The 25,684-nt window shown below is 74.4% G+C and carries 22 protein-coding genes and 1 pseudogene; 7 read left to right on the top strand and 16 right to left on the bottom strand.

From position 1 onward, the window contains the following. Window positions 1-25 precede the first annotated feature (25 nt). Entirely contained in the window at window positions 26-367 is a 342-nt protein-coding gene (locus SM450_RS15280; RefSeq protein ID WP_474620392.1) for an MGMT family protein, read from the bottom strand. Window positions 368-428: 61 nt separating this feature from the next. Between SM450_RS15280 and proB the strand changes: the two genes are divergently transcribed. Together proB and SM450_RS15270 are read left to right on the top strand one after the other, a co-directional pair. After that, window positions 429-1,538: a glutamate 5-kinase gene (proB, locus tag SM450_RS15275; RefSeq protein WP_474620391.1), complete on the top strand. Its 1,110-nt coding sequence runs from the start codon at window positions 429-431 to the stop codon at window positions 1,536-1,538. 73 nt (window positions 1,539-1,611) lie between these two features. Beyond that, a complete protein-coding gene (locus SM450_RS15270; RefSeq protein WP_474620390.1) occupies window positions 1,612-2,853 on the top strand; it encodes a glutamate-5-semialdehyde dehydrogenase in 1,242 nt (413 codons plus the stop codon). A gap of 827 nt (window positions 2,854-3,680) precedes the next feature. Here the strand turns inward: SM450_RS15270 and SM450_RS15265 are convergent. From SM450_RS15265 to SM450_RS15240, 6 genes and pseudogenes are all read right to left on the bottom strand, one after another. Beyond that, a pseudogene (locus tag SM450_RS15265) lies at window positions 3,681-4,550 on the bottom strand (prenyltransferase/squalene oxidase repeat-containing protein); the annotation flags it as partial. 60 nt (window positions 4,551-4,610) lie between these two features. Continuing rightward, complete coding sequence (gene moeZ, locus SM450_RS15260) at window positions 4,611-5,858, bottom strand: adenylyltransferase/sulfurtransferase MoeZ (RefSeq protein ID WP_474620389.1); 1,248 nt, start codon at window positions 5,856-5,858, stop codon at window positions 4,611-4,613. A 42-nt stretch (window positions 5,859-5,900) separates the two neighbouring features. Continuing rightward, window positions 5,901-6,692 carry a DUF3152 domain-containing protein gene (locus SM450_RS15255; protein ID WP_474620388.1) on the bottom strand — a complete coding sequence of 264 codons (792 nt, stop codon included), beginning with the start codon at window positions 6,690-6,692 and terminating at the stop codon, window positions 5,901-5,903. Between the two features lie 64 nt (window positions 6,693-6,756). Further along, window positions 6,757-7,602 (bottom strand): DUF3152 domain-containing protein, encoded by an 846-nt coding sequence (locus SM450_RS15250; RefSeq protein WP_474620387.1) that lies wholly within the window; start codon window positions 7,600-7,602, stop codon window positions 6,757-6,759. A 5-nt stretch (window positions 7,603-7,607) separates the two neighbouring features. Then, on the bottom strand, window positions 7,608-8,696 hold the full coding sequence (locus SM450_RS15245) for an alpha/beta fold hydrolase (RefSeq protein ID WP_474620386.1): 1,089 nt from the start codon (window positions 8,694-8,696) through the stop codon (window positions 7,608-7,610). A gap of 40 nt (window positions 8,697-8,736) precedes the next feature. Next, window positions 8,737-11,748 (bottom strand): DNA polymerase III subunit gamma/tau domain-containing protein, encoded by a 3,012-nt coding sequence (locus SM450_RS15240; protein ID WP_474620385.1) that lies wholly within the window; start codon window positions 11,746-11,748, stop codon window positions 8,737-8,739. A 148-nt stretch (window positions 11,749-11,896) separates the two neighbouring features. Between SM450_RS15240 and SM450_RS15235 the strand changes: the two genes are divergently transcribed. The 4 genes from SM450_RS15235 (at window position 11,897) to SM450_RS15220 (ending at window position 16,122) form a co-directional block, all read left to right on the top strand. Next, a complete protein-coding gene (locus SM450_RS15235; protein WP_282289798.1) occupies window positions 11,897-12,535 on the top strand; it encodes a TetR/AcrR family transcriptional regulator in 639 nt (212 codons plus the stop codon). Window positions 12,536-12,600: 65 nt separating this feature from the next. Continuing rightward, window positions 12,601-12,828: a DUF3107 domain-containing protein gene (locus SM450_RS15230; RefSeq protein WP_030502928.1), complete on the top strand. Its 228-nt coding sequence runs from the start codon at window positions 12,601-12,603 to the stop codon at window positions 12,826-12,828. Between the two features lie 316 nt (window positions 12,829-13,144). Further along, window positions 13,145-14,869: a DEAD/DEAH box helicase gene (locus SM450_RS15225; RefSeq protein WP_474620384.1), complete on the top strand. Its 1,725-nt coding sequence runs from the start codon at window positions 13,145-13,147 to the stop codon at window positions 14,867-14,869. 110 nt (window positions 14,870-14,979) lie between these two features. After that, window positions 14,980-16,122, top strand: a complete 1,143-nt coding sequence (locus tag SM450_RS15220) for a class I SAM-dependent methyltransferase (RefSeq protein WP_474620383.1) — start codon at window positions 14,980-14,982, stop codon at window positions 16,120-16,122. On the opposite strand, the gene SM450_RS15215 is transcribed toward SM450_RS15220, so the two are convergent. Beyond that, the gene (locus SM450_RS15215) at window positions 16,119-16,550 is read right to left on the bottom strand and encodes a hypothetical protein (RefSeq protein WP_474620382.1); all 432 of its coding nucleotides are present in this window, start codon (window positions 16,548-16,550) and stop codon (window positions 16,119-16,121) included. The genes SM450_RS15220 and SM450_RS15215 overlap by 4 nt on opposite strands. A 189-nt stretch (window positions 16,551-16,739) precedes the next feature. Between SM450_RS15215 and SM450_RS15210 the strand changes: the two genes are divergently transcribed. Then, the gene (locus tag SM450_RS15210) at window positions 16,740-17,159 is read left to right on the top strand and encodes a helix-turn-helix domain-containing protein (protein WP_281586539.1); all 420 of its coding nucleotides are present in this window, start codon (window positions 16,740-16,742) and stop codon (window positions 17,157-17,159) included. A gap of 16 nt (window positions 17,160-17,175) precedes the next feature. Here SM450_RS15210 and SM450_RS15205 read toward each other — a convergent pair whose 3' ends face one another. From SM450_RS15205 to SM450_RS15170, 8 genes are all read right to left on the bottom strand, one after another. Continuing rightward, the gene (locus tag SM450_RS15205; protein ID WP_474620381.1) at window positions 17,176-18,126 is read right to left on the bottom strand and encodes a hypothetical protein; all 951 of its coding nucleotides are present in this window, start codon (window positions 18,124-18,126) and stop codon (window positions 17,176-17,178) included. A gap of 244 nt (window positions 18,127-18,370) precedes the next feature. Continuing rightward, window positions 18,371-18,601 (bottom strand): heavy-metal-associated domain-containing protein, encoded by a 231-nt coding sequence (locus SM450_RS15200; RefSeq protein WP_474620380.1) that lies wholly within the window; start codon window positions 18,599-18,601, stop codon window positions 18,371-18,373. Window positions 18,602-18,748: 147 nt separating this feature from the next. Beyond that, window positions 18,749-20,869 (bottom strand): RecQ family ATP-dependent DNA helicase, encoded by a 2,121-nt coding sequence (locus SM450_RS15195; RefSeq protein ID WP_474620379.1) that lies wholly within the window; start codon window positions 20,867-20,869, stop codon window positions 18,749-18,751. Between the two features lie 127 nt (window positions 20,870-20,996). Continuing rightward, a complete protein-coding gene (locus tag SM450_RS15190) occupies window positions 20,997-22,106 on the bottom strand; it encodes a branched-chain amino acid ABC transporter permease (RefSeq protein ID WP_474620378.1) in 1,110 nt (369 codons plus the stop codon). Continuing rightward, window positions 22,103-22,993, bottom strand: a complete 891-nt coding sequence (locus SM450_RS15185; RefSeq protein WP_474620377.1) for a branched-chain amino acid ABC transporter permease — start codon at window positions 22,991-22,993, stop codon at window positions 22,103-22,105. The genes SM450_RS15190 and SM450_RS15185 overlap by 4 nt, the downstream gene beginning before the upstream one ends. Further along, a complete protein-coding gene (locus tag SM450_RS15180) occupies window positions 22,990-23,718 on the bottom strand; it encodes an ABC transporter ATP-binding protein (protein ID WP_474620376.1) in 729 nt (242 codons plus the stop codon). Before SM450_RS15180 ends, SM450_RS15185 begins: the two co-directional genes overlap by 4 nt. Continuing rightward, the gene (locus tag SM450_RS15175) at window positions 23,718-24,461 is read right to left on the bottom strand and encodes an ABC transporter ATP-binding protein (protein WP_474620375.1); all 744 of its coding nucleotides are present in this window, start codon (window positions 24,459-24,461) and stop codon (window positions 23,718-23,720) included. The genes SM450_RS15180 and SM450_RS15175 overlap by 1 nt, the downstream gene beginning before the upstream one ends. Before the next feature lie 3 nt (window positions 24,462-24,464). Next, a complete protein-coding gene (locus SM450_RS15170) occupies window positions 24,465-25,667 on the bottom strand; it encodes a substrate-binding domain-containing protein (RefSeq protein ID WP_474620374.1) in 1,203 nt (400 codons plus the stop codon). Window positions 25,668-25,684 lie beyond the last annotated feature (17 nt).

The raw sequence follows: 25,684 nt of genomic DNA, 5'->3' as shown, positions 1-25,684 counted from the left end.
AATGCTACTCACGTTATGGCCGGGATCACATCCCGTCCTCCAGCTCCCCGGGTTCGCCGGGCTCCGCTGGTGACCAGGCCGCCGCCGCCAGATCCACCCGCTCCCCCCGCAGCGGGCACCCCTCGGCGCGTAGCCGGGCGCGGGCCTCCCGCTCGTGCCCCGGCGGGAGCCGGCCGGCCGCGTTGACCACCCGGTGCCACGGCACCCCGCCGCCGTGCCGGGCCATGATCGACCCGACGAGCCGCGCCGACGCCCGCCCGGACCGCTCGGCAAGCGCGTCGGCCACCGCCCCGTACGACATCACGCGCCCCGGCGGGATCCGCTCGATCAGCTCCAGCACCGCTTCGACGTACTCGTCAGGTGTCACGAGCTGCCACGATATGGGAACGGACCACGACCGCGCAGACCGTAACCCGCAGAATGGTCGGGTGCGCGAAGCAGTCACCTCGGCCCGCCGGATCGTGGTCAAGATCGGTTCGTCCTCGCTTACCACCACCGCGGGCGGCCTGGACGACGCCCGGGTCGACGCGCTCGTCAACACGCTCGGCACGCTCGTCGCCGACGGGCGCGAGGTGGTGCTTGTCTCCTCCGGCGCGATCGCCGCCGGCCTCGCCCCGCTCCGGCTGCCCCGGCGCCCGCGCGACCTGGCCACCCAGCAGGCCGCCGCAAGCGTCGGCCAGGGCCTGCTCATCGGGCGGTACGCGACCGCGTTCGCCAGGCACGGGCGCACCGTCGGGCAGGTGCTGCTCACCGTCGACGACGTGACCCGGCGGGCGCACTACCGCAACGCCTACCGGACCCTGCGCAAGCTGCTCGACCTACGGGCCGTGCCGATCGTCAACGAGAACGACACGGTGGCCACCGAGGAGATCCGGTTCGGCGACAACGACCGCCTCGCCGCGCTCGTCGCCGCGCTCATCGACGCCGACCTGCTGGTGCTCCTCTCCGACGTGGACGCGCTCTGGACCGGCGACCCGGCCCGCCCGGGCAGCACCCGGATCACCGAGGTGCACGGCGAGGGCGACCTCGCCGGCGTCGACGTCGGCGGGGCCGGCCGGGCCGGGGTGGGCACCGGCGGCATGGTCACCAAGGTCGAGGCGGCACGGATCGCCACCGGCTTCGGCATCCCGGTGGTGCTCACCGCCGCGCCGCTGGCCGGCCCGGCGCTTGCCGGCGAGCCGGTCGGCACGTTCTTCCACGCCAGCAGCCGACGCCCCGCCGCCCGGCTGTTCTGGTTGGCGCACGCCACCTCCCCACGCGGCCGGCTGCACCTCGACCCGGGCGCGGTGCAGGCCGTGGTCGGCCGGCGCAAGTCGCTGCTGCCCGCCGGCATCACCGCCGTCGACGGCGCGTTCACCGCCGGGGACCCGGTCGACCTGGTCGACACCGCCGGCGCGCCGGTGGCCCGCGGCCTGGTCAACTACGACGCGGTGGAGCTGCCCGGCCTGCTCGGCCGTTCCACCTCGGAGCTGGCCGCGGCCCTGGGCCCGGCCTACGAACGCGAGGTAGTCCACCGAGACGACCTCGTCCTGTTGTAAGGAGGGGGCCCTTCTTAACGCATTCTGCATAAGAAGGGCCCCCGCCTAACACCTCTGCGAAGGAGTGCGCATCATGAGCGTCGTCGAGCAGGCCCGACGGGCCCGGGACGCGGCGGAGGCACTGGCGACGGCCACCCGTACCGTCAAGGACGCCGCGCTGCACGCGATGGCCGACGCGCTCGTCGCGCGTACCCCGGAGATCCTGGCCGCGAACGCGACGGACCTGGCGGCCGGGCGCGACCGCGGGTTGAGCGCGGCCGTGCTGGACCGGCTCGCCCTCGACGAGGGCCGGGTCGCCGCCATCGCCGACGCGCTGCGCGAGATGGCCGCGCTGCCCGACCCGGTCGGCGAGGTGGTACGCGGATCCACCCTGCCGAACGGGCTGGAGCTGCGCCAGATCCGGGTGCCGTTCGGAGTGGTCGGCATCGTCTACGAGGGCCGGCCGAACGTGACAGTCGACGCGGCCGGCATCTGCCTGAAGTCCGGCAACGCGGCGCTGCTGCGCGGCTCGTCCTCGGCGGCGCACTCCAACGCCGCCCTGGTCACGGTGCTGCGCGACGCGGTCGCGACGGCCGGCCTGCCGGCGGACGCGGTGCAGCTCGTCGACGCCGGCTCGCGCGAGTCGGTCAAGGAGTTGATGCGGGCGCGGGGCCTGGTCGACGTGCTGATCCCGCGCGGTGGCGCGTCGCTGATCCGCGCCGTGGTCGAGGAGTCGACCGTGCCGGTGATCGAGACCGGGGTGGGCAACTGCCACGTGTACGTCGACGCCGTCGCCGACCTCGACAAGGCCCTGGCGATCGCGCTGAACGCCAAGACCCAGCGCCTGTCCACGTGCAACACCGCCGAGTCGCTGCTCGTCCACCGGGCCGTCGCGGACGCCTTCCTGCCCCCGGTGCTGGCCGCGTTCGCCGAGGCCGGGGTGACCGTGCACGGCACCGGTGAGGTGGCCGCCCACTCCGCCGCGGTGGTCCCGGCGACCGAGGATGACTTCGGCACCGAATACCTGAGCGCCGACATCTCGGTCGCCGTGGTCGACTCGCTCGACGCGGCGGTCGCGCACATCCGGCGGTACGGCACCGGCCACACCGAGGCCATCGTCACCGACTCGCAACGGGCGGCGCGGGAGTTCGTGGCCCGGGTGGACGCCGCCGCCGTGATGGTCAACGCGTCGACCCGGTTCACCGACGGCGGCGAGTTCGGATTCGGCGCGGAGATCGGCATCTCCACCCAGAAGCTGCACGCCCGCGGCCCCATGGGCCTGCCGGAGCTGACGAGCACGAAGTACGTCGTCACCGGCGACGGCCACCTGCGCTGAACCGTCCCGCACGCCCCCGGGTTGTCCTGAGACGGCCCGGTGGCCGGGCGCCTGACGCCGGCTCGGCGAAGTGACGGTCCCCGGCCGGCGGGATGCCACCACCTCACCAAGCTGGTCGCCACCCCACCCTGCCCTACGCCGCCCTGCCCTACGCCGATCATGAAGTTGGCAGCCCTCCAGGAGATCAACTTCGCCGCCAACTTCATGATCACCGCCTTGCGTCGGGTAAAGAGAGGCTCAGGCTCGACCGTTCGGTCGATCTTGGACTTGTGGTGCCATTGAATGCCGGAGTTGTCGGATATCGGAGCTGCCACAACTCCTAGATCGATGCGACCAGCGGAGATCTTGGAGGGGCACTTTGCCTTCAAGATCTCTTCGGCTTGCGGCATCGAGAACTCCGGGATCGCTCGCTACGCCACTTGGAGGGGGCCTCCGGGGGATGCCGCGGGCGGGTCGATCGAGGGTGGGTCGGTCCAGCCGGCGCCTGTCGCCCGCGGGACCGGAGGCGAGGCCGGGCCGGAAACGGAATCCGAGAACAGGTCAGGGACGGAACCCGAGAACAGGTCGGAAACGTGACCGGAGAACGGCTCGGGGCCGGAACCCGAGGGCCGGTCGGGGCCGGGGGCGGGAGCGGGGCCGGGGGCGGGAGCGGGAGCGGGGGCGGGAGCGGGGGCGGGAGCGGGGGCGGGAGCGGGGGCGGGAGCGGGGCTCGGGGGACGAGGCGTCGGCTTGTCGAGGGCGGAGCGCGGGGCCGGCGGGGTGGGCAGCGCGATGGTGCTCGGCAGCACGAACGGCGCGCCGGAGACCGGGGCCTCGAACGTGTGCGGGCGGCAGGCCCGGATCGCGCGCAGCGTGGTGTGCACGTCGAACTGGTGGCCGTCGTCGCTGTCCCAGCCGCCGTCGCTGCGCTGCGTCTCGGCGAGCCGCCGTCGCGCCGAGACCAGCAGCCACTGCTCCTCGCCCACCTCCACCCGCCGCAGCGTGGCGGCGAGCCAGGCCACGTCGGCCGGGGACATCTCCGGGATCCGGTCGGCGAGCACCGCCTGGATCCGCGCCGACTCGTAGAACATCTGCTGCCGGTGCAGCACGGCCGCCGCCAGCCACCCGGCCGGCAGGAACGACGGCCAGGTGCCGTCCGGCGCGAGCTGCGCGGCGAGCGTGTGCGCCGCCGCCTGCACCACACCGGCGTACGCCCCGCCGACCCGGTGGTCGAGCGGGCCGGCGGCGCGGGCGTCCAGCCCGGCCACGCTGAGCCAGAACCCGGCGTCGGCGGTCAGGTAGAACCGGGCCTCGGGATCGCCGGGGGTGGCCCACTCCGGCGCGAACCCGGCAAGTGACAGGTGCTCGTCCCAGCCGCCGTCGGCGAGCTGGCCGCTGGCCAGCCAGTCGAGCGCGTGCCGGGCGGCGGGGCGGCCGAGCGCGCCGAGGTCGTCCAGCTCGGACAGGCGGAAGCAGGTCGCGTCGACCGAGGCGACCCCGCCGTCGAGCACGGCCGGCCAGCCGCCGCCGGGGAGTTGGCCGGACTCCGCCGCGTCGAGCAGGTCCGGCGACACCGGCGTGCCCGAGCGCAACCGGGACAGGCGGGCGCGGTCCACCGCGTCCCCGTGTGCCACGACGAAGCCGATCGCCGCCTCCAGATCCACCACGGCGGTGACGCTACCTGCGCGGACGCGGTTTCGCCTCGGTTGCTCGGCCAGAAACCGGCGGACGCCGAAGGCCCTCCCGGCGTGCCGGGAGGGCCTTCGGTCACATCGACGTCAGTACGCGGGCAGCGACGGGTCGATCTGCTTGATCCAGGAGAGCACGCCGCCCTGCACGTGCACGGAGTCCTTGAACCCGGCCGCCTTCAGCGCGGCGAGCGCCTCGGCCGACCGGACGCCGGACTTGCAGTGCAGCACGATCTGCCGGTCCTGCGGGAGCTTCGCCAGCGCCTCGCCCGAGATGATCTCGCCCTTGGGGATCAGCGTCGAGCCGGGGATCCGGACGATCTCGTACTCGGCCGGCTCGCGCACGTCGACCAGGAAGATGTCCTTGCCGGCGTCCTGCCACTCCTTGAGCTCAAGCGCGGTGATGGTGGAGTCGACCACCGCCTCCTGCGCCTCCTCGGAGACCGCGCCGCAGAAGTCCTCGTAGTCCTCAAGCAGGTCGGTGACCGTGGGGTTCTCGCCGCAGAGCGCGCAGTTCGGGTCCTTCCGCACCTTGATCTTGCGGTAGCTCATCTCCAGGGCGTCGTAAACCATCAGCCGGCCGACGAGCGGCTCGCCGATGCCGGCGAGCAGCTTGATCGCCTCGTTGACCTGGATCGACCCGATGGACGCGCAGAGCACGCCGAGCACGCCGCCCTCGGCGCAGGAGGGGACCATGCCGGGCGGCGGCGGCTCCGGGTAGAGGCAGCGGTAGCAGGGGCCGTGCTCGGCCCAGAAGACCGAGGCCTGGCCGTCGAAGCGGTAGATCGAACCCCAGACGTACGGCTTGCCGAGCAGCACGGCCGCGTCGTTGACCATGTAGCGGGTGGCGAAGTTGTCGGTGCCGTCGACGATCAGGTCGTACCCGGAGAAGATGTCCTTGACGTTCTCCCGGTCCAGCGCCGTGTTGTGGATCTCCACCTGAACCAGCGGGTTGATCTCGCGGATCGAGGCGGCGGCGGACTCGGCCTTGGACCGGCCGATGTCGGAGACGCCGTGGATGATCTGGCGCTGGAGGTTGGACTCGTCGACGGTGTCGAAGTCGATGATGCCGAGCGTGCCGACACCTGCGGCGGCGAGGTACATCAGGGCGGGCGAGCCGAGCCCGCCGGCGCCGACACAGAGCACCCGGGCGTTCTTCAGCCGCTTCTGCCCCTCCACCCCGACGTCGGGGATGATCAGGTGGCGCGAGTAGCGGCGGATCTCGTCTACGGTCAGCTCGGCGGCGGGTTCGACGAGCGGGGGCAACGACACGGTGAACTCCCCGGGATCGGCGGTGGGACCGCGCCATTGTCGCTCGCCGAGGCAGGTATCGGCCATGACGAGGGACACCCGGCCCGAACTGCGGGACCGGGAATAACGTCAGACGCCGTCGGTCGGCTCGCCGGAGTACCGGACCCCGCCGACGTACGGCCAGGCGTTCGGCACGCAGCCGTCCAGCCCGTACGTCTGCTGCTGCATCACCGGCGCGGGGAGGCCGGGCGCGGGGCACGCCTGGTGCAGTTCGCCGAACTCGTGCCCGACCTCGTGGTTGACCACGTACGTCCGGTAGACGTCGAGCGGGGCGCCGTAGTCGGGTACCGCGGTCATCCAGCGCGCCAGGTTGAGCACGACCCGCCCGGGGAGGCGGCACGAGGTGTACCGCTCGGTACGCAGGCCGCCCTCGGCGCACATCCGCTCGGAGGTGACCGGCGTGGCCAGGTAGATGGTGAAGTCGGCGGCGGCGGCCTCGGGCACCCGTTGCACCCGCAGTTGCCCGGAGGCGATCCAACTGCGCGGGTCGCCGAGCACCGAGTCGACGGTGGCGGCGAACCCGTCCGCGTCCTGCCCCGTACCCCGCTCGACCTCGACCCGGTAGCGGCGCAGCGGGCCGTCGTCGCCGCGTACCGGTGATCGTCCCCGCGCCACCGCGAAGGTGCCGGGGCCGGCGGTGGGATAGCCGGTCGGCGTCGGCCGGTGGTCGGTGTCGGCGTCCGGCATCAGGGTGGGCTCGGCGGCGAGCGGGACCCGCGCGGGGCGCGGCGGCTCGCTCAGCCGGGTGATTCCCGCCGCGCCGCCGACGGCCGCGAGCAGCATCGCCAGCAGCAGCACCGACCGTCGGCGGCGACGGCGCATCCGGCGCAGCCCGGGGCGTTCCGGCGGGTCGTACGTCATGACCCCAGCCTGCCACGCAATTCGGGCATTTAGCTGCAATTACCGCCTATGCCGCGAATAACCTTCACAACGACGGGCCGGAGTACCGCTTCCCGTGCAGGTACGGCCACGGGTTCGGCCGGCAACCGTCGAGGAACAGGGTCTGCTGCTGCATCACCGGAGCGGCCCGGCCGGCACCCGGGCACGCCTCGTGGTGGTGCCCGAGCTGATGCCCCACCTCGTGGTTGATCACGTAGAGGCGGTAGGCGTCGAGCGGCATTCCGGCCGCGACCAGGTGCGGAGCAGAGGTCCGCCACCGGTCCAGGTTGATCACCACCTTGCCTGGCACCCGGCAGGACGTGTACGGCACGCCACCCTTACGGATGTCGATCCCGGCCGCCCCGCACAGCCGGCCGGCGGTGTCCCGGGTGGCCAGATAGACCGTGAAGTCGTACCGGCCGCCCGGCGCGACCCGCTGCAACCGCAGCCGGCCACCGTCCACCCAGCTCCCCGGCCCGGCCAGGGCCCGTTGCACCACGTCGCCGAAGGCACGAGCCCCCTCACCGGAGCCGTCCTCCACCGCCACCCGGAACCGACGGACCGCCCCGGCCCGGCCGAGCACGTCGCCGGCGCGGTCGTCGTACCCGAAACTGCCCCTGCCGTGCGCGGGCACCGGACCGGGCAGCGCCAGCACGGGCGCGGCCGGCGAACTCGGCGACGGTAGGACGCTCGGCGACGGCGCCGCAGGGCCCGGGGGCTGCGCCGCGAACCCGTCCGTCACCAGCTCGCCGGCACCGGCCGGCGGAAGTCGCAGCGCCACGCCGACGCCGACCGCCGCGGTGGCGAGAAACGCGCAGACCACGACGACGGCACGCCACCGCCGGACGCGGGGCGTGAACCGCGCGGCGCGCGTACGGCGGGAGTTGGGCATCCGGCTCAGCCTGCCACGTCGCGCCCGCTTTCGCTCTCCGCCGATCCGGCGACCAGGGCCCTGACCTGCGGTTCCCGCCCAATCGACCCCGGCGTGTCGACCTCCGGCACCTCGGCCACCAGACCGCCGACCCCCGGCGGGGACCCGGCCGGCGCCGCCTCGGCGAGCAGCGCCAGCACCGCCCGCGCCACGGTCCGGGGCACCTCCAACTGCGCCACGTGCCCGACACCGTCGAGCATCAGCAGCCGGCTGTCCGGGATGACCCGGGCGGCCTGCGGGGCGACCCGCACGTCGACCAGGCGATCCTGCCGACCGCCCACCACGAGCGTGGGCACCCGCACCGCCGCGGCCTGCCGCCAGAGCGCGCCCTCCCCCGGCAGGTACGACCGCAGGAAGCTGCCGACCAGACCCCGGAACGTGCGGACGTACGCCGCCGCGTAGTGCGCCGCCTCGTACCGGATCCGGATCTCCTCGATCGCCTCCTGCCGGCGCTGCTCGCTGATCCGGGTCAGGTCCGCGACGCACGACTCCATCACCTGCTGCGCCATCACCTCCGGGGCGAGCTGCGCCAGCCGCCAGGCGGCCAGCCGCTCGCCCCGGGGGATCACCAGCACCGGCAGCATCCGCCCCTGCAACGAACGCCGGAAGTCCAGGAACGGCAGGGCCGGCGAGATCAGCGTGAGCGTACGGACCAGATCCGGGCGCAGCGCCGCCACCCGCACCGCGACCGCGCCGCCGAGCGAGTTGCCGAACAGGTGCACCGGCCCCCGGTCGCTGTGCTCGATCCAGCGGACCACGCGGTCCGCGAACGCCGGGATCGTGTAACGCCGCCCGGGCTCGCTGCGCCCGAAGCCGGGCAGGTCGATCGCCTGGCCGTCGAGCCGACCCGCGAGCAGGCCCGCCAGGTCGGTCCAGTTCTGCGCGGAGCCACCGAGGCCGTGCACGTACAGCGCCGGCTCGGCGCCGGGCGCGGCGGCCGGGGTGTCCCGGACGTGGACGAGCGTGCCGTCGAGCGGCACGTGCCGGCCGGGCCAGGGCGGCGGAAGATGATGTGCGGGGAGGACATGGTCCGGCCAGAGTGCGGCACGCTTCATGTCTCCAGTCTTCCCCGCACCGGCGCCTGCCGCACACTCCTCAGGCGAGCAGCGCCTCCAGGCGCCGGTTCACCGCCGCCAGCGTGGCCCGGACCACGGCCTGCCGCGGGTCGCCGGCCACAAGCGCCGAACCGGCCAACTGCTCCACCCAGCCGTCGCAGACCAACAGCACCACCACGGTCGCCACCTCGCAGTTGCCGAACGGCACCACTGCGGCGTGCTCGACGAAACACCGGCCCCGCTCACCTGCCGGAGCCTCGCCGCCGAGCAGTTCGTCCACCGCGACGGCTGCGGCCACCGCGCAGAGCCGCAGCACGTACCCGTCGACGGCCGGCCCGGTCGCGTGCCCCTCGGCCGCCCGGTCCCCGGCGATCAGGCGGACCTCCGTGGTGGCGTCAAGCCCGAACGTGCTCACCAGCACGTGGTCGATCACCACCCGGGGCCCCGGCGCGCCGCCGGGGTCGAGCGGTCGCGACGGCGCGGTCTCCGTCGTGGTCATCTGCCCACCGGAGTACGAGGTGCCGAGCGTGACCGGGCTGCCTGTCGACATGCCCGTCGGCGCGGCGGCGAGCGAGGTGTCGTCCACAGTGGCCCGGCCCCGGTGGGTAGCCTGCCGGCGGCGACGCGGCGGCTCGGCACCCGGCTCAATCTCCTCCACCGGCACGTCGGCCGGCCGCCCGGTACGCGCTTCCACCCCACCGAACCGGCCCTCACCGGAGCGGTTCTCGGCCGGGCGGTTCGGCGTCGGCCGCACCGCACCGGCCCGCGCCGGCACGTCGTCCTCGCTCCGACCGGCCGCCCCCGCGACCCGCGTGCCCGGCTCGTCGTCGGCGCGCGGCTGCGGCGTACCGGATCGGCTCTCGGCCAACTCGGCGAGCCGGTCGGCGCGGGGTGTCGCGGACCGGCGGCGGACCGGCGGCGGCGGTACGGCCGGCGCGCCGGGCAGGTTCTGCGGCGCGGCGGCCAGTCCCATCCGTTCCTGGAGCAGGCGGGCCACCAGCCGGCTCACGTCGGCCGGGTCAGCGCCGTCGGCCAGGTCCAGCCGGAGGCTGTGCGCGCCGGCCGGGGTGCGGCGGAGCGCGGCGTCCCGGACGCCTGCGACCTCGCGGACGGCGTCCAGGATGGCATTGACGTCGAAGCCCTCCGGCCGCTCGCGCAACGGCGCGGGTTCGTCGTCCCGGCGCAGGTGGGTGGCGATGCGGGCGAGTTCAGGGGTTTCCGCGGACGGTTCCACGGCCGGCGGCTCCGGCACGACCGGCACGTCCGGCTCGGCGGGGACGCGCTGCGGCAGCACCGCCGGGGCCGGTTCGACCGGCCGGGGCCCGGCGACCGCGGCGGCCGGCGGCTCGGGGGCGGACCGGCGGGCCGCGTAGGGCGGAGCGCTCGTCGGGCGGGGCGCGGGGGGCGTGTCGAAACGCGGCGTCCCACCCGTCGTGGGCACCGCGGAGACCGGCGGGACACCGGCCGGCTCGGCGCTCGACCGGTCCGGCGCGCGGCGCGGCCCGTCCGCCGGCTCACCGCCGGCCCGGGAGGTCGGCGCGGGCGGGTACGCCGGATCGTCGGCGGTCGGACCGTGCGCCGACTCGTCGACGGTCGACCCGGGGGCGTACCCCGGCTCGTTGACGGCCGGGGCGTAGGCGGTGGGCGGCGGACCGGCGGGCACCTCGCGGGAGAGGGGCGCACCGGTCGGCTCGGGCCGCGCGGATCCGCCGAACGGGGTCACCGGCACCGGCGGCCCGGCCCAGGAGGGTCGCTCGACGGGCGTCTCGTAACCCGGCCGCGGTTCGGGCTCCTCGCGGGGCAGCCGGAACGGGCGGTTCTGCTCGGGGTGCGGCGGCTCGTGGCCGGCGGCCGACTCCGCGCGCAACGGCTCGTACGGCCGAACCGGCTCGGGGCGGGGCGGGGCGTAGCCGGCGGGCGGCTCGACGCGGGCCGGCTCGTACGGTCGCACCGGTTCGGGCGCCCACTCGGCGGCGCGGACGGCGCGGCGACCGCTCGGCTCGTCCTCCCGGGGTCGCCGGTCGGCGGGGTCGTCGTCGCGGGTCGCCCGGTGGGCGGCCGGCTCGTCGGTGCGGGCCCACGGCGGAGCCCAGCCGTCACCCCAGCTCGGACGGTTCCAGGATGGGCCGGGCCAGTCCGGCTCGCCGGCCCCGGCCGATTCGTTGGATGCGGCCGGTTCGTCGGATGCGGCTCCCCGGGAGCCGGCGGCGGCCCGGGGGTCGGCGCCCCGGTGGTCGGTGGTGGCCGGCGGCCCGGCGGGCGGGCGCGGCCCGGCGGGCGGGCGCGGCCCGGCGGGCGGGCGCGGGTCGGCGGGCGGGCGCGGGTCGGCGGGCGGGCGCGGGTCGGCCGGGCGGTGCGCCGCCGGATCCGCCGGGGCCTGGTCGGCATGGCCCGTGCCTGCGGCCGGCGGGTCGGCCGGGCCCTGGTCGGCCCAGCCTCGGCGGGACGACAGCGCGGGGTCGACGGTGGGCGCGTGGAAACCCGGTGGCATCTCGAAGCCGGAGGCGGCGGCGCCGACCGGCGGCACCTGGAGCGCCGGTGGCGCGGAGGTCGGACCGCTCTCCGACCACCGGGGAACCCGGCCGGGGGACGTGTCGTCCGAGGCGTGCCGGGAACCGGCGGAGTCGGTCGTGCCGGGATGCTGCTCGACCGCGGGCGCGGGGCGCGGGGCCGGCACGGCCATCCGGTCGCCGTCGCTCTCCCGGGGCGGCTCCGCCACGGGCGGGGCACTCACCGGCGCCTGGCGGGTCACGGGTGACTCCTCCCCGGCGTGGCGCACACCGTTGACGTGCCGGCCGTTGAGGTGGACCGGCGGCTCCTCGGCCCCGTGACCGGCCAACGGGGCCGGCAGGTCGCCGTGTCGGGGCGAGGACGCGGCCCAGCCGCCACCCAGGTCGCCGTAGGGCCAGCCGCCGGGCGCCGGAGCACCGCGGGACCAGCCGTTCGCCGGGGGCGCCCAACCACCGCCGGTGCGGGCCGGGTCGTCCTGCTGGCCCGTCCCGTCGCCGTGCTCTCCCGGGGTGGGGGCTCCGGGTTGCCCTGTTTCACTCACCGCGCGCTCCTTGGTCGCCCCCGCTGAGGCTACCGTGTGGTGACAGTGGCGATAAGTTACAGCGGCGGGCCAATTCCGCGACGGGTTCACGAACCCGGTCCGGTTCGGGCGATACGTGCCGGCTCGACGCAGATACTCGGAGGTTCCCATGACCGCAGTCGGGAACGGTGCCCAGACCGCCGGCCGGCCCACCCGCCTGCCCCGCTCGGCGCGGCGTAAGCAGCTGCTCGCCGCTGCTCAGGAGGTGTTCGTCGCGCACGGCTACCACGCCGCCGCGATGGACGACATCGCCGAACGGGCGGGCGTCTCCAAGCCCGTTCTCTACCAGCACTTCCCCGGCAAGATGGAGCTCTACCTGGCGCTGCTGGACACGCACTGTGACGCCATCGTCGCCAAGGTGCACGACGCGATGCGCGGCACGCAGGACAACAAGGAGCGGGTCAGCGCCGCCGTGCGGGCATACTTCGACTTCGTCGACCACGAGAGCGAGGCGTTCCGGCTGGTCTTCGAGTCCGACCTGCGCAACGACCCGGCCGTGCGGCAGCGGGTAGAGCGGGTCGAGCAGGGCTGCATCGCGGCGATCACCGACACCATCATCTCGGACACCGGGGTGAGCCGGGCGCACGCCGAGCTGCTCGCGTCCGGACTTGTCGGCGCGGCGGAGACGGCCGCCCAGTTCTGGCTTGCGGGTGGCCGGCAGGTGGCCAAGCCGGAGGCGGAGGCGCTGGTAGCGGCCCTGTCCTGGCGTGGCATCGCCAGCTTCCCGCTGCAGGGTGAGTCAGCCTGACCGCCGCCCCGTCCGATCGGATAGCCTTCCCACGGTGGCTTTTTCGCCCCAGTTGAGGAGGCACAGTGGAGGTCAAGATCGGCGTGCAGTACGCGCCGCGGGAGCTGGTCCTGGAGAGCGCGCAGTCGCCGGCCGAGATCGAGCAGATCGTGACCGACGCCTTCGCCAGGAGTGAGGGCACGCTCTCCCTGACCGACGAGAAGGGCCGACGGGTCATCGTGCCGGTCGGCAAGGTCGCCTACGTCGAGATCGCGGAGGCCTCGCCCCGCGCGGTCGGGTTCACCGTCCGCTGACCCACGTCGCACCGGTCGCCGTGGCGGGGATCACCCGCCGCGGCCACCTTCTCCTCCCTGTGACGCAGATCACATGGAGTGCCCCCCAGTGGCCCGCCGGCACCCGGAATCGGGACGCCCCGCGGGCTGTTCAGGTAGGATGAAACAGTTGCCGTGGGCATCGACCTGGTCAGCTCCGCTGATCAGCACCGGTCCCCGGCGCGCGTGCGGCCCGGTCCGGCCCGGCGAAACCGCCCCCGACCGCGTGGCCCGCGTCAAACCGTTCGCGCCCTGAGGACATGAGGGGCGCACCACGAGAGGGCACCCCCGCATCCACATGAGTGAGCAGATCTCCGGCCAGCCACTGGCCCCCACAGCCCCGGTCCCCCCGGAGGCACCCACGTTCGCCGACCTCGGCGCCCGTCAGGAGACCGTCGAGGCCCTGGCCGCCGCGGGCATCACCCGCGCCTTCGCCATCCAGGAATACGCGCTGCCGATCGGCCTGCGCGGCGTCGACCTGATCGGGCAGGCCCCGACCGGCACCGGCAAGACGCTCGGCTTCGGCATCCCGCTGCTGGAGCGGGTCTTCGCACCGTCCGAGGGAAGCGACGGCGTGCCGCAGGCGCTCGTCGTCGTACCCACCCGCGAGCTGGGCATCCAGGTCGCCAAGGACCTCGACGCCGCAGGTCGCACCCGGGGCGTCCGGGTGCTGCCGATCTACGGCGGCGTGGCGTACGAGCCGCAGATCGAGGCGCTGCGCAAGGGCGTCGAGATCCTGGTCGGCACGCCCGGCCGCCTGCTCGACCTGCAGAAGCAGAAGCACCTGCGGCTCGACCGGGTCCGCGCGCTCGTCCTCGACGAGGCCGACCGGATGCTCGACCTGGGCTTCCTGGACGACGTCGAGAAGATCCTCGCGATGCTGCCGGAAGACCGGCAGACGATGCTCTTCTCGGCCACCATGCCGGACCCGATCGTCGCGCTGTCCCGACGCTTCCTGCGCCGGCCGGTGACCATCCACGCCGGGCACACCGCCGAGACGGGCCCGTCGCCGCAGACCCAGCAGCTCGCCTACCGCACCCACTCGATGAACAAGGTCGAGATCGTGGCGCGGATCCTCCAGGCCGAGGGGCGCGGGCTGACCATGATCTTCTGCCGCACCAAGCGGGCCGCCGACCGGGTCGCCGAGGATCTCGACTTCCGCGGCTTCGCCGTCGCGGCCGTGCACGGCGACCTGGGCCAGGGCGCCCGGGAGCGGGCGCTGCGGGCGTTCCGCGCCGGCAAGATCGACACGCTTGTCGCCACCGACGTGGCGGCCCGGGGCATCGACGTCACAGGCGTCACCCACGTGATCAATTACGACTGCCCCGAGGACCAGGACACCTACACCCACCGGATCGGCCGCACCGGCCGGGCCGGGGCGAGCGGTGTCGCGGTGACGTTCGTCGACTGGGACGACATGCCCCGCTGGCGGATCATCGACAAGACCCTCGGGCTGGACATGCCCGAGCCGCCGGAGACCTACCACACCTCCCCGCACCTTTACACCGACCTGGACATCTCCCGGGACGTCAGCGACACCCTACCGACCGCCGAGCGCACCCGCGCCGGCCTCTCGGCCGAGGTCGAGGAGGACCTGGGCGGCGGCCGGTCGCGACGCGACGGCCGGCGCGGTGACAGCCGCGGTCGCGGCGGCGAGCGCGGTGACGGCCGTGGCCGTGGCGGCGAGCGCGGTGACAGCCGCGGTCGCGGCGGCGAGCGCAGGCGCGGTGGTGGCGGCGAGACCGGCGGCGCACCCGTCGAGGGCGAGGCGACCACCGTCGGCGCCGACGAGGGCACCCGGACCCCGCGCCGGCGGCGGCGCCGTCGGGCGGGCGAGACGGTGGCCGGCGAGCAGCCGACCGCGGTGATCACCGCCGAGGCCGAGCCCACCGAGGCGGGCACCACCATGGCCACCACCGGCGAGGATGGCGAGACCGCCACCAAGCCGCGCCGTCGCCGGCGCCGCCGGGGCGGCAGCTCCGGCGCCCCGGCCGAGGCCAGCGCCACCCCCACCACCGACTGACACACGCACACACACGGCCCCCGGACCCACCAGCTCCGGGGGCCACTCCCTGCCCTACCCGGCCCGATCCCCGACGCCAGGTGGGACGGCGAGGAGAGGGAAGGACAGGCATGGCGGAACCGTTGGACGCGGCGCTGCGGGAGGTACGGGCGTTGCTGCTCGATCCGGCCCTGACCCGGGCCGTGGCCGCCGGCCGGCGGCGTGGGCAGCGGCCCTCGATGGTTCGCGCGGAGCTGCGCCCGGTCACCCTCAAGGCCGGGAACCGACTGCAGATCGCCACCTCCGACGGCGCCCGGCCGCACACCCGCAACGTCGCCCCCGGCACGGAGGCCGGCACCGCCGTCGACGAGCTGCTCGCCGAGCCGTTCGGCAACTGGCACGTGGAAACCGCCGACACCACGCTCCAGCTCCGGGTGACCAAGTCCGGCGAGGCCCAGGTGCACCGCGCCGCCGCCAGCCGGCCGGTCGGCGAGCCCGGCGGACACGACCGCGCGAAGGACTGGCTCCTCGACCCGGGTGATCCGCTGTTCGCCACGATCGGCGGGTCGGCGGCCAAGCGCCGACAGGTCGACGCGTTCCTCCGGGCGCTTGCCGCGACGCTGCCCGACGACCTCACCGGCCCGCTGCGCGTGGTGGACCTGGGCTGTGGAAACGCCTACCTGACCTTCGCCGCCCACCGCTACCTGACCGGGCGCGGCCTGGACGTGACCCTGGTCGGGGTGGACGTGCGGGAGGACCAGCGCCGCCGCAACACCGAGCTGGCCGGCCGGCTGGGCTGGGCCGACCGGGTCAGCTTCGTCGCCGGCACCATCGCCGAGGCGTCCGTCGAGCCGGCTCCCGACCTGGTGCTGGCCCTGCACGCCTGTGACACGGCGACCGACGAGGCGCTGGCCCGGGCGGTGCGCTGGGGCGCCCGCTGGGTGCTCGCCGCCCCGTGCTGCCACCATGACCTGGCCGCCCAGCTCCGGGCCCGCCCCGCCACCGGGCCGGACGCGCTGCTCACCCGGCAGGGCATCCTGCGGGAACGGTTCGCCGACGTGCTCACCGACGCGCAACGGGCCGGGCTGCTCCGGCTGCACGGCTACCGCGCCGAGGTGGTGGAGTTCGTCGACTCGCAGCACACCCCGCGTAACCTGCTCATCCGGGCTCGTCGAACGGCTGGCGCGCCGACCGACGAGCACCGCGCCGAATACCGCGAGCTGGTGGACCGGTGGGGCGTCACGCCCCGGCTGCAGACGCTGCTCGACGCCTAACGACGGCGCTCGCTCCGGTTGCGGTCGCCCCGGTCAAGCGCCGACACCCGCTCACCCGGGCCCCGGTTGGTGGCCCGCTCGGTGTCCTGCGGCGACGTCGGAAACGGCACCACCTTCGCCGTCTGGTCGGAGTTGCCGGCGGCGGCGAAGGCGTTCCAGGAGATGTCGACGAGCAGACGCTTCAGCTCGGCGTGCCGGGCAGCGGCGTTGCGCTGGAGCGCCAGCCGCGCGCCAAGCACCACGCCGGCAAGCGTGGTGCAGATCGCGCCGGTCGCGGCGACCAGGTGCACACCCTCCGCCGGGTCCCCCTGCGCCGCGAGCACCAGCAACCAGATCCAGAAGCCGAGCGCGAACACGCCGGCCTTGGCCACGAAGAAGAGGCTCACCGCGCCAGGGCGGTGCGGAACGGGACGGTCCGGCTCGGCCATGCTGCTCCTCTGAAATCGCTGCCGGGGAGGGGTCCGACAAGCTTAGTTGACAGTTCGCAACTGTTCATGCTTCAGCGGTCCCGCCCACGGGACCTTGCGACCGATCAGTCAGTTACTTCTCCGCGCGGGCGTACTAGGCTCGTGGCGCAGAGCCGGGCGCACCGGCGGAAGGGGACAGCTCCAGCAGGGATGGGCTCCGCAGACGTTTCGCCGCAGATGGCCTTCGCACGTTTCGTGCGACGGGCCATCGACGACGCCCGCGAAGAGCGCGGCTGGACGGTGACCGACCTCGCCACCCACACCGGTGTCGGCCGCTCCACCGTGTTCCGCTGGTTGGCCGGCGACTGGCAGGACTATCCCGAGCTCGCCAAGGTGCGCGGTTTCTGCGCCGCCCTCGACCTGCCGGTGGCCGCCGCGTTCCGGGCGCTGGGCCTGCCCGACGCCGGGACGGCACCCCGGCGTCGGGGCACCGAGGACGGTCCGGTCGAGGCCGACGTGCGGGTGATCCTCGAACGGCTCGCCGACCCGAACGTCCCCGCCGAGGAGAAGCACCACATCCGCGACCTGCTCCGCTACCTGGCCCGCCGCCCGGTCCGCCGGGCCGGCTGACGCGCGGGCCGGCCGGTCACGCGACGGTCAGGGTGAACTCCGCGGTCCGCACCACGCCGGCGACCTGGAAGTCCAGGAACATCCGGTAGCGACCCGGCCCGGGCGCGGTCAGCCAGAACGTCACGGCGTCGCCGTCGCGCGTCGGCTCCGGGTGCACATGCAGATAGCCGAGATCACCCTCGCGCAGCGCGACCAGGTGCCCGTACGCGCCGAGGTAGGGCTCCAGCGGCGCGGCCACGCCGTCGGCGCCGGTGACCCGGAACCGCAGCGGCGCCGAGCGCCCGACCTCGGGTGTGCCGGTGTACGCGGCGGTGAACCCGTCGACCGTGGCGGACGTGGCCGGGGCGGGCAGCGGGCGTGGCGCGTACCCGCCGGGCACCGCCAGATCGGCGCCGAGCACGGCCGCGACCTGCCGGCCGTCGTCGGCGACCGCGGTGAAGTCCGCGTACATCCGCCAGGCGCCCGGGTCGGACGGCGGCAACGGGACCGACCAGGTCCCGTCGGCGGACATCGTCGGGTGCAGGTGCCGGTAGCCGGTGAGGTCCCGGCGCACCACGATCAGATGCATCGGCTTGTCGTGCACGACGGCGAACCGGGTGACCGCCCGGCGCGCGTCGTCGCGGACCTGGAAGCGCAGCTCACCGGCGCGGCCGGCGGTCAGCTCGCGGGCCGACGGGACGAGCGTGTAGCCGGCCGAGCTGACCGACAGGCCGGTCACGCCGTCACCGCCGCCCTGGGTCACCGTCGCCCCGTCGTGCGAGTGCGCGCCGGTGCCGGGCGCGTGGGAGTGGTCGCCGCCGCTCCCGCCGCCACCGGTCGCGGCGCCACCGGTCGCGGCAGCACCGCCGGCCGGGACGACGCCGGCGGGGTTGGCCGGCGGATTCAGCCGGCCCAGCCCGAAGCCGAGCAGCACGGCCAGCACCAGACCGCCCACCACCAGGGCCAACCGCAACGTCTCCCGGTCCACCGCGACCGGACCCGCCGCCGCGCCACCGGAACCCGCACCACGGTCGGAACCCGCACCACGGTCGGAACCCGCGGCGCGACCGGAACCCGCGGCGCGACCGGAACCCGCGCCACGGTCGGAACCCGCACCACGGTCGGAACCTGCGGCGCGCCCGGAACCCGCGGCGCGGTCGGGATCCCCGGCGGCGCCGAAGGGGTCCGGCCCGGTGCCGTCGACGTCGGGCGCACTCGCGAGGGGCGACGACTCAGGCAACGCCGCCGGCCAACTCGTAGCCCGCCTCGTCGACGGCGGCGCGGACGGACTCCACCGGCAGCGGGGCCTCGCTGGTGACCGTGGCCGTCCCCCGGGCCAGGTCGATCCGGACCTCGTCGACGCCCGGCAGGGCGGACAGTTCCCCGGTCACCGCCCGGACGCAGTGTTCGCAGGTCATCCCGGTCACGGTGTACGTCTGGACGACGGGTCGCTGCTCGGTCATGGCCCCACGGTACCGCCGGCCGGGCCGCCCGCCGACGACGGTCACGCGCACGGTGGCGCCGCTCGCACCGGGCGCGCAGGAGCGGCAGGTGTTAAGCGGGGCCCCCGCCTATGCAGAATGCGTTAACAGGGGCCCCCGCCTTACACCTCAGCCGGCTAGGGCGAGTGCGAGTGGCAGCACGTCCGGCGCGCCGGCGCGGCGCAGCAGGCGGGCCACCATGCCCATGGTCCAACCGGAGTCGACCAGGTCGTCGACGAGCAGCACCGGACCGCCAAGCGCGGGCAGCGCGTCGGTCAGCTCGTCCGGCAGGTGGAAGGCGTCGTGCAACGCGCGTACCCGCTGGGCGCTGTTGCCGCGCGGCCCGCCGGCACCGGCCGGGCCGGTCGGGGCGACCCGGCCGAGCAGCGGCAGCCGGCCGACGGTGGCGATCCGCTCGGCGAGCGAACCGACGAGCAGCGGCCGGGCCCGGGAGCCGACCGCGACCACGCCGGCCGGGCGGCGGGGCCACGGTTCGTCGCCGTGCGCCCACGCCTTCAGCACCTCGACCACTGCCGCCACCACCTCGTCGGGCACCGGCCCGTCCGGCGCGTCCGGCCCGACCAGGCCCCGCAACCGTCCACCCCACCCGAGGTCGGACAGGCGGCCCACGGCCCGCCCGGGCAGCGCCTGCTCCGCCGGGGGGATCCGGCCCTTCAGGGGTACGCCGACCGCGTCCAACCCGGTCGGCCAGAGCTTCTTCGGCGCGATCTGGACGCCGGGGCGGCCGAGGAAGGTCTGCGCGGCGGTGAGCGCCTCGGCGGGGATCTCGGCGTCGAACAGCGGCCCGGCGCAGTTGTCGCACCTGCCGCAGTCCTCCGCCCCGGTGTCGTCGAGTCCTTCCCGCAGGTAGCGCATCCGGCAGGCGGCGGTGGCCGCGTACTCCCGCATGGCCCGCTGTTCGGCGGTGCGCGCGTCGGCGACGCGCCGCAGGCGGGCCTCGTCGTAGATCCAGGGCTCGCCGGTGGCGAGCCAGCCGCCGCGTACCCGGCGGACCGCGCCGTCGACGTCAAGCACCTTGAGCATCAGCTCCAGGCGGGCCCGGCGCAGGTCGACGACCGGTTCCAGGGCCTGGGTGGAGATCGGCCGGTCGGTGTCGAGCGCGGCGAGCACGGCGCGGACCTGTTCCTCGGGCGGGAAGGCGAGCGAGGCGAAGTAACGCCAGATGGCCGCGTCCTCGACGCCGGGCAGGAGCAGCACCTCGGCCTGCTCGACGGCCCGGCCGGCGCGGCCGACCTGCTGGTAATAGGCGATCGGCGACGGCGGCGCGCCGAGGTGCACCACGAAGCCGAGGTCGGGCTTGTCGAAGCCCATGCCGAGCGCGCTCGTGGCGACCAACGCCTTGATCTTGTTGTCGAGCAGATCCTGCTCGGCGGCGCGGCGGTCGGCGTCCTCGGCCTGCCCGGTGTAGGAGGCCACCGACCAGCCCCGGCTCCGCAGGAACTCGGCCGTCTCGGTGGCCGCGGCCACGGTGAGCGTGTAGACGATGCCCGAGCCGGGGAGCCGGTCCAGGTGGTCGGCGAGCCAGGCCAGGCGGTGGGCCGGGCTCGGCAGTTCGAGTACGCCGAGGCGCAGCGACTCCCGGTCGAGCGTGCCGCGCAGCACGAGGGCGTCCCCGAGTTGTTCCGCCACGTCCCGGGTGACCCGGGCGTTGGCGGTGGCCGTGGTGGCGAGCACCGGCGTGTGCTCGGGCAGGTTGGCCAGGAAGGTCCGCAGCCGGCGGTAGTCGGGGCGGAAGTCGTGCCCCCAGTCGGAGACGCAGTGCGCCTCGTCCACCACGAGCAGCCCGGTGGTGGCGGCGAGTTTCGGCAGCACCCCGTCCCGGAAGTCCGGGTTGTTGAGGCGTTCCGGACTGATCAGCAGCACGTCGACGGACCCGGCGTTGATCTCGGCGGTGATCTCGTCCCACTCGTCGAGGTTGGCCGAGTTGATGGTGCGGGCCCGGATGCCGGCTCGGGCGGCGGCGTCGACCTGGTTGCGCATCAACGCCAGCAGCGGCGAGACGATCACCGTCGGCCCGTGCTCGCCGCCGTCGCGCAGCAGCGCGGTGGCGACGAAGTAGACGGCTGACTTGCCCCACCCGGTGCGCTGGACGCAGAGCACCCGTCGCCTGTCGACGACAAGCGCCTCGATGGCCCGCCACTGGTCCTCGCGCAGCCGGGCGTGGTCGCCCGCGAGCCGCCGCAGCACCGCCTCGGCCCGTTCCCGCACGGCCTCCCGATCCTGACTCATCCGGCATTTCTACCAGCCGCCCACCCCGGCCACCGAAACCCGAAACCCGTCGATCATGAAGTTGGCGGCATCGCACACGGCGTGCCGTGCCGACAACTTCATGATCGACGGTCCCTGGGGGGTGGGGTCAGCGGCGGGGGCGGAGGGCGGTCAGGAGGGGGGACAGGCGGGAGCGGAGGCTGGCCAGGCCGCCGGGGAAGAAGTACACCGCCAGGATGAACACCGTGCCCAGGACGAACAGGGGCTGGCTGAGCGGGTGGCTCAGGAACGCCGGGAGGCTGTTCACGGCGTCGCTGCTGCCGAACGCGGTCAAGCGGTGGTCCAGGTACATGTAGAGGATGCCGCCCAGCACCGGGCCCCACCGGGTGCCGGGGCCGCCGAGCACCACCATGACCAGCAGCGACAGGGTCAGCTCGGACGACGTGATGTGCGGGCTGGCGCCGCCCACGATCAGCACGTAGACCACCCCGCCGGCGCTGGCCAGGCTACCGGCCAGGGTGAACGCGACAAGCTTGAACCGGTACGGGTCGAGCCCGAGCACCCCGATCCGGCGTTCGTCGTCGCGCAGCCCGGCCAGCACCCGCCCGGTCGGCGAGCCGCTGACCCGGTGCACCACCAGGACCACCAGCGCCAGGTACGCGAGCGCCAGCCAGTAGAGGTTCACCGTGTTTGTGACGCCAACGAGCGCCGACGGCAGCCCGGACACGTCAAGCGGGAGCCCTTCCTCGCCGCCGGTCAGCCCGCCGAAGTCGCGGGCCACCAGGATCGCCCCGACCTGCGCGAAGGCGAGCGTCACCATGGCGAACGCGATGCCCACGGTACGCAGCGCCACCGCACCGAGCAACGCGGCGAGGGTGGTGCCGCCGACCACGGTCAGCACGGCGGCCTGCCACAACGGCAGCCCGGCCTTGGTGACGAGCACGTCGGTGCCGTAGACGCCGGCGGCGAAGTAGAGCGCGTGCCCGAAGGAGAGCATGCCGGTGCGCCCGAAGAGCAGGTCGTAGCCGGCCGCGAGGCCGCCGAAGACCAGGCAGATGGCGAGCAGTTGCAGCGTTCCCGGCGAGTTCAGCGGCCCCTCGAAGATCCCGGGCAGGTTCAGGGTGGAGTAGGGCAGGACCGCAGCCACCACGAGCGCGACGAGCGGCAGGTACGGGCGCAGGCCGTGCCACCGGGCGGGCCGGGGCGCGAGTTCGTCGGGCACCCGCGCCGGGGGCGCGTCGACCACCGAGTCGGTCATGCGTGAGCCACCTTTCCGGCCAGGCCCTGCGGACGCAGCAGCAGCACCACGGCGAGCAGGCCGACCACGCAGAGGTCACCCAGGCCGGACGTGCCGTAGTAGTTGACGAACTGTTGCAGCAGCCCCACCGCGACCGCCGCGTACGCGGACCCGACCACCGAGCCCATCCCGCCGATCACCACCACGATGAAGGCGAAGATCAGCAGCGAGCCGCCCTGGCCGGGCGAGACAGTGCCGAAGTAGACGCCGCCGAGCGCGCCGGCAAGCGCGGCGGCGGCCCCGCCGATCGCGAACACGAGCGTGAACGCCTTGCGCACGTCGATGCCGAGCGCGGTCACCATCTCCCGGTTCTCCACCCCGGCCCGGATGATCAGGCCGTACCGGGTCCAGCGGAGGAACGCCAGCAGCGCGCCGAGCACCACCACGGCGGCGACGATCAGCAGCAGCCCGGCGTTCGGCACCTGCGCGCCGAGCACCGATGTCACCTGCCGGCTCCAGTCGGGGCGCGGGAACGTGCGCGGGTCGGCGCCCCAGGTGGCCTGGAGCAGCGCCACGCCGGCAAGCGACAGGCCGACGGTGACAAGCACCTGTTCGATGGTGCGGGAGTAGAGCGGCCGGATCAGCACCAACTCGACGAGCACCGCGACGAGCGAGCCGGCAAGCACCCCGAAGAGCACCGCCAGCACGAAGCCGAGCCCGTCCGCCCCGGCGCCGGGCAGGTTGCCCGCTGCCCACCAGGTCGCGTACGCGCCGACGCCGAGGAACAGGCCGTGCGCGAAGTTGAGCACGTCGGCGAGGCCGAAGACCAGGGACAGGCCGGAGGCGACGAGGAAGTAGAGCGCCGCCAGGCCGAGCCCGGTCAGCGTCAGGAGGACCACCGTATTCACGAGTGCACCTCCGCGGCGCCCACACCCAGCAGCGACTTGGTGAGCGCGGTCTCCAGCAGCAGCTCACGCGCGTCGCCGGTCCAGGCGACCCGGCCGGCGGAGAGCACCACCGCGTCGGTCGCCAGCCGCCGTACCACCGCCAGGTTCTGCTCGACAAGCAGCACCGGCACGGACTCCGCGACCCGTTCCAGCACCTCGGCCACCTCGGTCACCACCTTCGGCGCCAACCCCTTGGTCGGCTCGTCGACCAGCAGCAGCCGGTTGTCGTTGAGCAGTACCCGGCCGATGGCGAGCATCTGCTGCTGCCCGCCGGAGAGCGAGCCGGCCCGTTGCCGTCCGCGCCGGTCCAGCTCCGGGAAGAGCGCGAAGACCTTGTCGTACGCCGGGGTGGTCCCCCGCCGCTCGGCGAGCCGCAGGTTCTCGGCGACGGTGAGCCCGGCGAAGACGCACCGGTCCTCCGGCACGTAGCCGAGGCCGCCGCGGACCAGCCGGTGGGTGGGGCGGGCCAGCAGGCTCTGCGGGCCCATCCGCACGGTGCCGCGTACCTCGCCGCCCCGGGGGGTCAGCCCGACGATCGCGCGCAGCGTGGTGGTCTTGCCGACGCCGTTGCGCCCGAGCAGCACGGTGACGCCTGTCGGCGCCACCTCGAACGACACGCCCTGGAGGATGTGCAGCCCGGCGATCCGCACGGACAGGTCCGCCACGGACAGGACAGGTTCCATCATCAGAGCGACTCCCCCAGGTATGCCTCCTGCACGGTGGCGTTTGCCATCACCGTGTCCGGGGTGTCGCAGGCGAGCAGCGCGCCGTGGTGCATCACGGCGATCCGGTCGGCCAGCTCCAGGATCACGTCCATGTGGTGCTCCACCATGAGCACCGCCCGGCCGCTGTCCCCGGTCAGCGACTTGATCACGCGGACCAGCTCCGGCACGTCCTCGGCGCTCACCCCGGCCATCGGCTCGTCAAGCAGCATCACCCGGGGTTCCCCGGCGAGCAGCAGGGCGATCTCCAGCTTGCGTTTCTCGCCGTGGGCGAGCGTGCCGGCCAGCGCCGTACCCCGGTGGTGCAGGCCGACCCGGTCGAGCGCCGCGTCGGCGGCGGCGGCCACCTCCCGGTCGGCCGCCGCCCGCCGCCACAGCTTCATCGAGCCACCCCGGTGCGCCTGTACGGCGAGCCGGACGTTCTCCCGCACCGTCAGCGAACCGAAGACCGAGGACGCCTGGAAGGTACGCCCCAGGCCGAGCCGGGCCCGCCGGTGCGGGGGAAGCGTGGTGACGTCCGCCCCGTCCAGCACGACCCTGCCCTCGGTGGGCCGGCGCAGGCCGGTGATCAGGTTGAACAGTGAGGTCTTGCCGGCGCCGTTGGGCCCGATCACGCCGAGGAACTCCCCCGGCTGAAGGTCGAGGTAGACGGAGTCGACGATGGCGACCTCACCGATCCGCCAGGTCAGACCGCGGGTGGCGAGCACCTCTCAGCCCTTCATCTGCGCGACCGGCGGGGCGCTCTCGTCACCGGTCAGGGTCTTCTGCGCGGTGGCCGTGAACGCGGTGCCGCTGCCGGTGAGCTTGGCCTGGTACATCGGCTGGAGCAGCGCGTGGTCCTCGGCGCGGATCTTCATGGTTCCCTTGACGCCCTCGAACTCCCAGCCCTCAAGCGCGGTGACCATCTTCTCCACGTCGTCGCCGCCCTCCTGCACGGCGCGGACGACCATCTGCGCGGCGGCGAACCCGTCCGGGTGGAACAGGTCGAGCGTGCCGCCGGCGATCTTCGCCTTGGCGGCCTTGGCGGCCTCGGTGTCGCTTGCTCCGTCGAAGTAGTGCGACAGGAACGAGATCTTGTTGCCGGCCGCGCCGAACGTCGGCCAGGAGGCGCGGATGTCGAGGCCGGTGACGACCGTGGTGGAGGCGAGCACGCCCTGCTGGTCGAGCGTCTGCCACATGGCGCCGGCGGTGGTGCCGGCCCAGGCGACGAAGAGCAGGTCCGGCTTGGCGGCCTTGATCTGGCTGGCGAACGGCGTGAACTCGGTGGCGCTTGCCGGCGCGCGGACGCTGCTGACGGTCGCGCCCGCGCCGCCGATGACGGCCTTGACGGCGGCCTCGTTCGCGTCGCCGAACGCGCCGTCCTGGGCGAAGACGACGACCTTCTTGCCTGCCGCGTCGCCGATGAACGACCTGGCGGTCACCACGTCCTGCCAGGACTGCCGCCCGGACCGGAACGTGTACTTGTTCGCGCCGGTCACCGCGTCCGTGGCGGCCGGGCCGGAGATGAACAGCACCTTGTTCTGCGCGGCGATCGGGGCCACCTGGAGCGCCACCCCGGAGGCGGTGGACCCGGCGATGATCTTCGTACCCTTGCCGATCAGGTCCTTGGCGGCGGACACGGCCTTGGCCGGGTCGCCCGCGTCGTCGGACTCGGTCAGCTCGATCGTGCGGTCACCGACCTTGCCGGTGCCCTTGGTGGCGAAGTCGAGGCCGGCCTTGAACCCCTCGACGTACTGCTTGCCGTAGCTGGCCAGCGGCCCGGACTGGGAGTAGACCAGGCCGACCTTCACCGGCGCGGCGTCGCCGCCGCCGGAGGCGGTGTCCTGCGGGCTGCCACACGCCGTGGCGGCCAGCGTGGCGGCCATCATCGTGGCGGCGGAAAGGAACACCCGTCGCGTGTGCCGGATCGTCATTGCGACTCCAGGTGAGG

It is taken from the genome of Micromonospora marincola (assembly GCF_056150385.1).
This window is presented reverse-complemented; position numbering and strand designations above follow the sequence as displayed.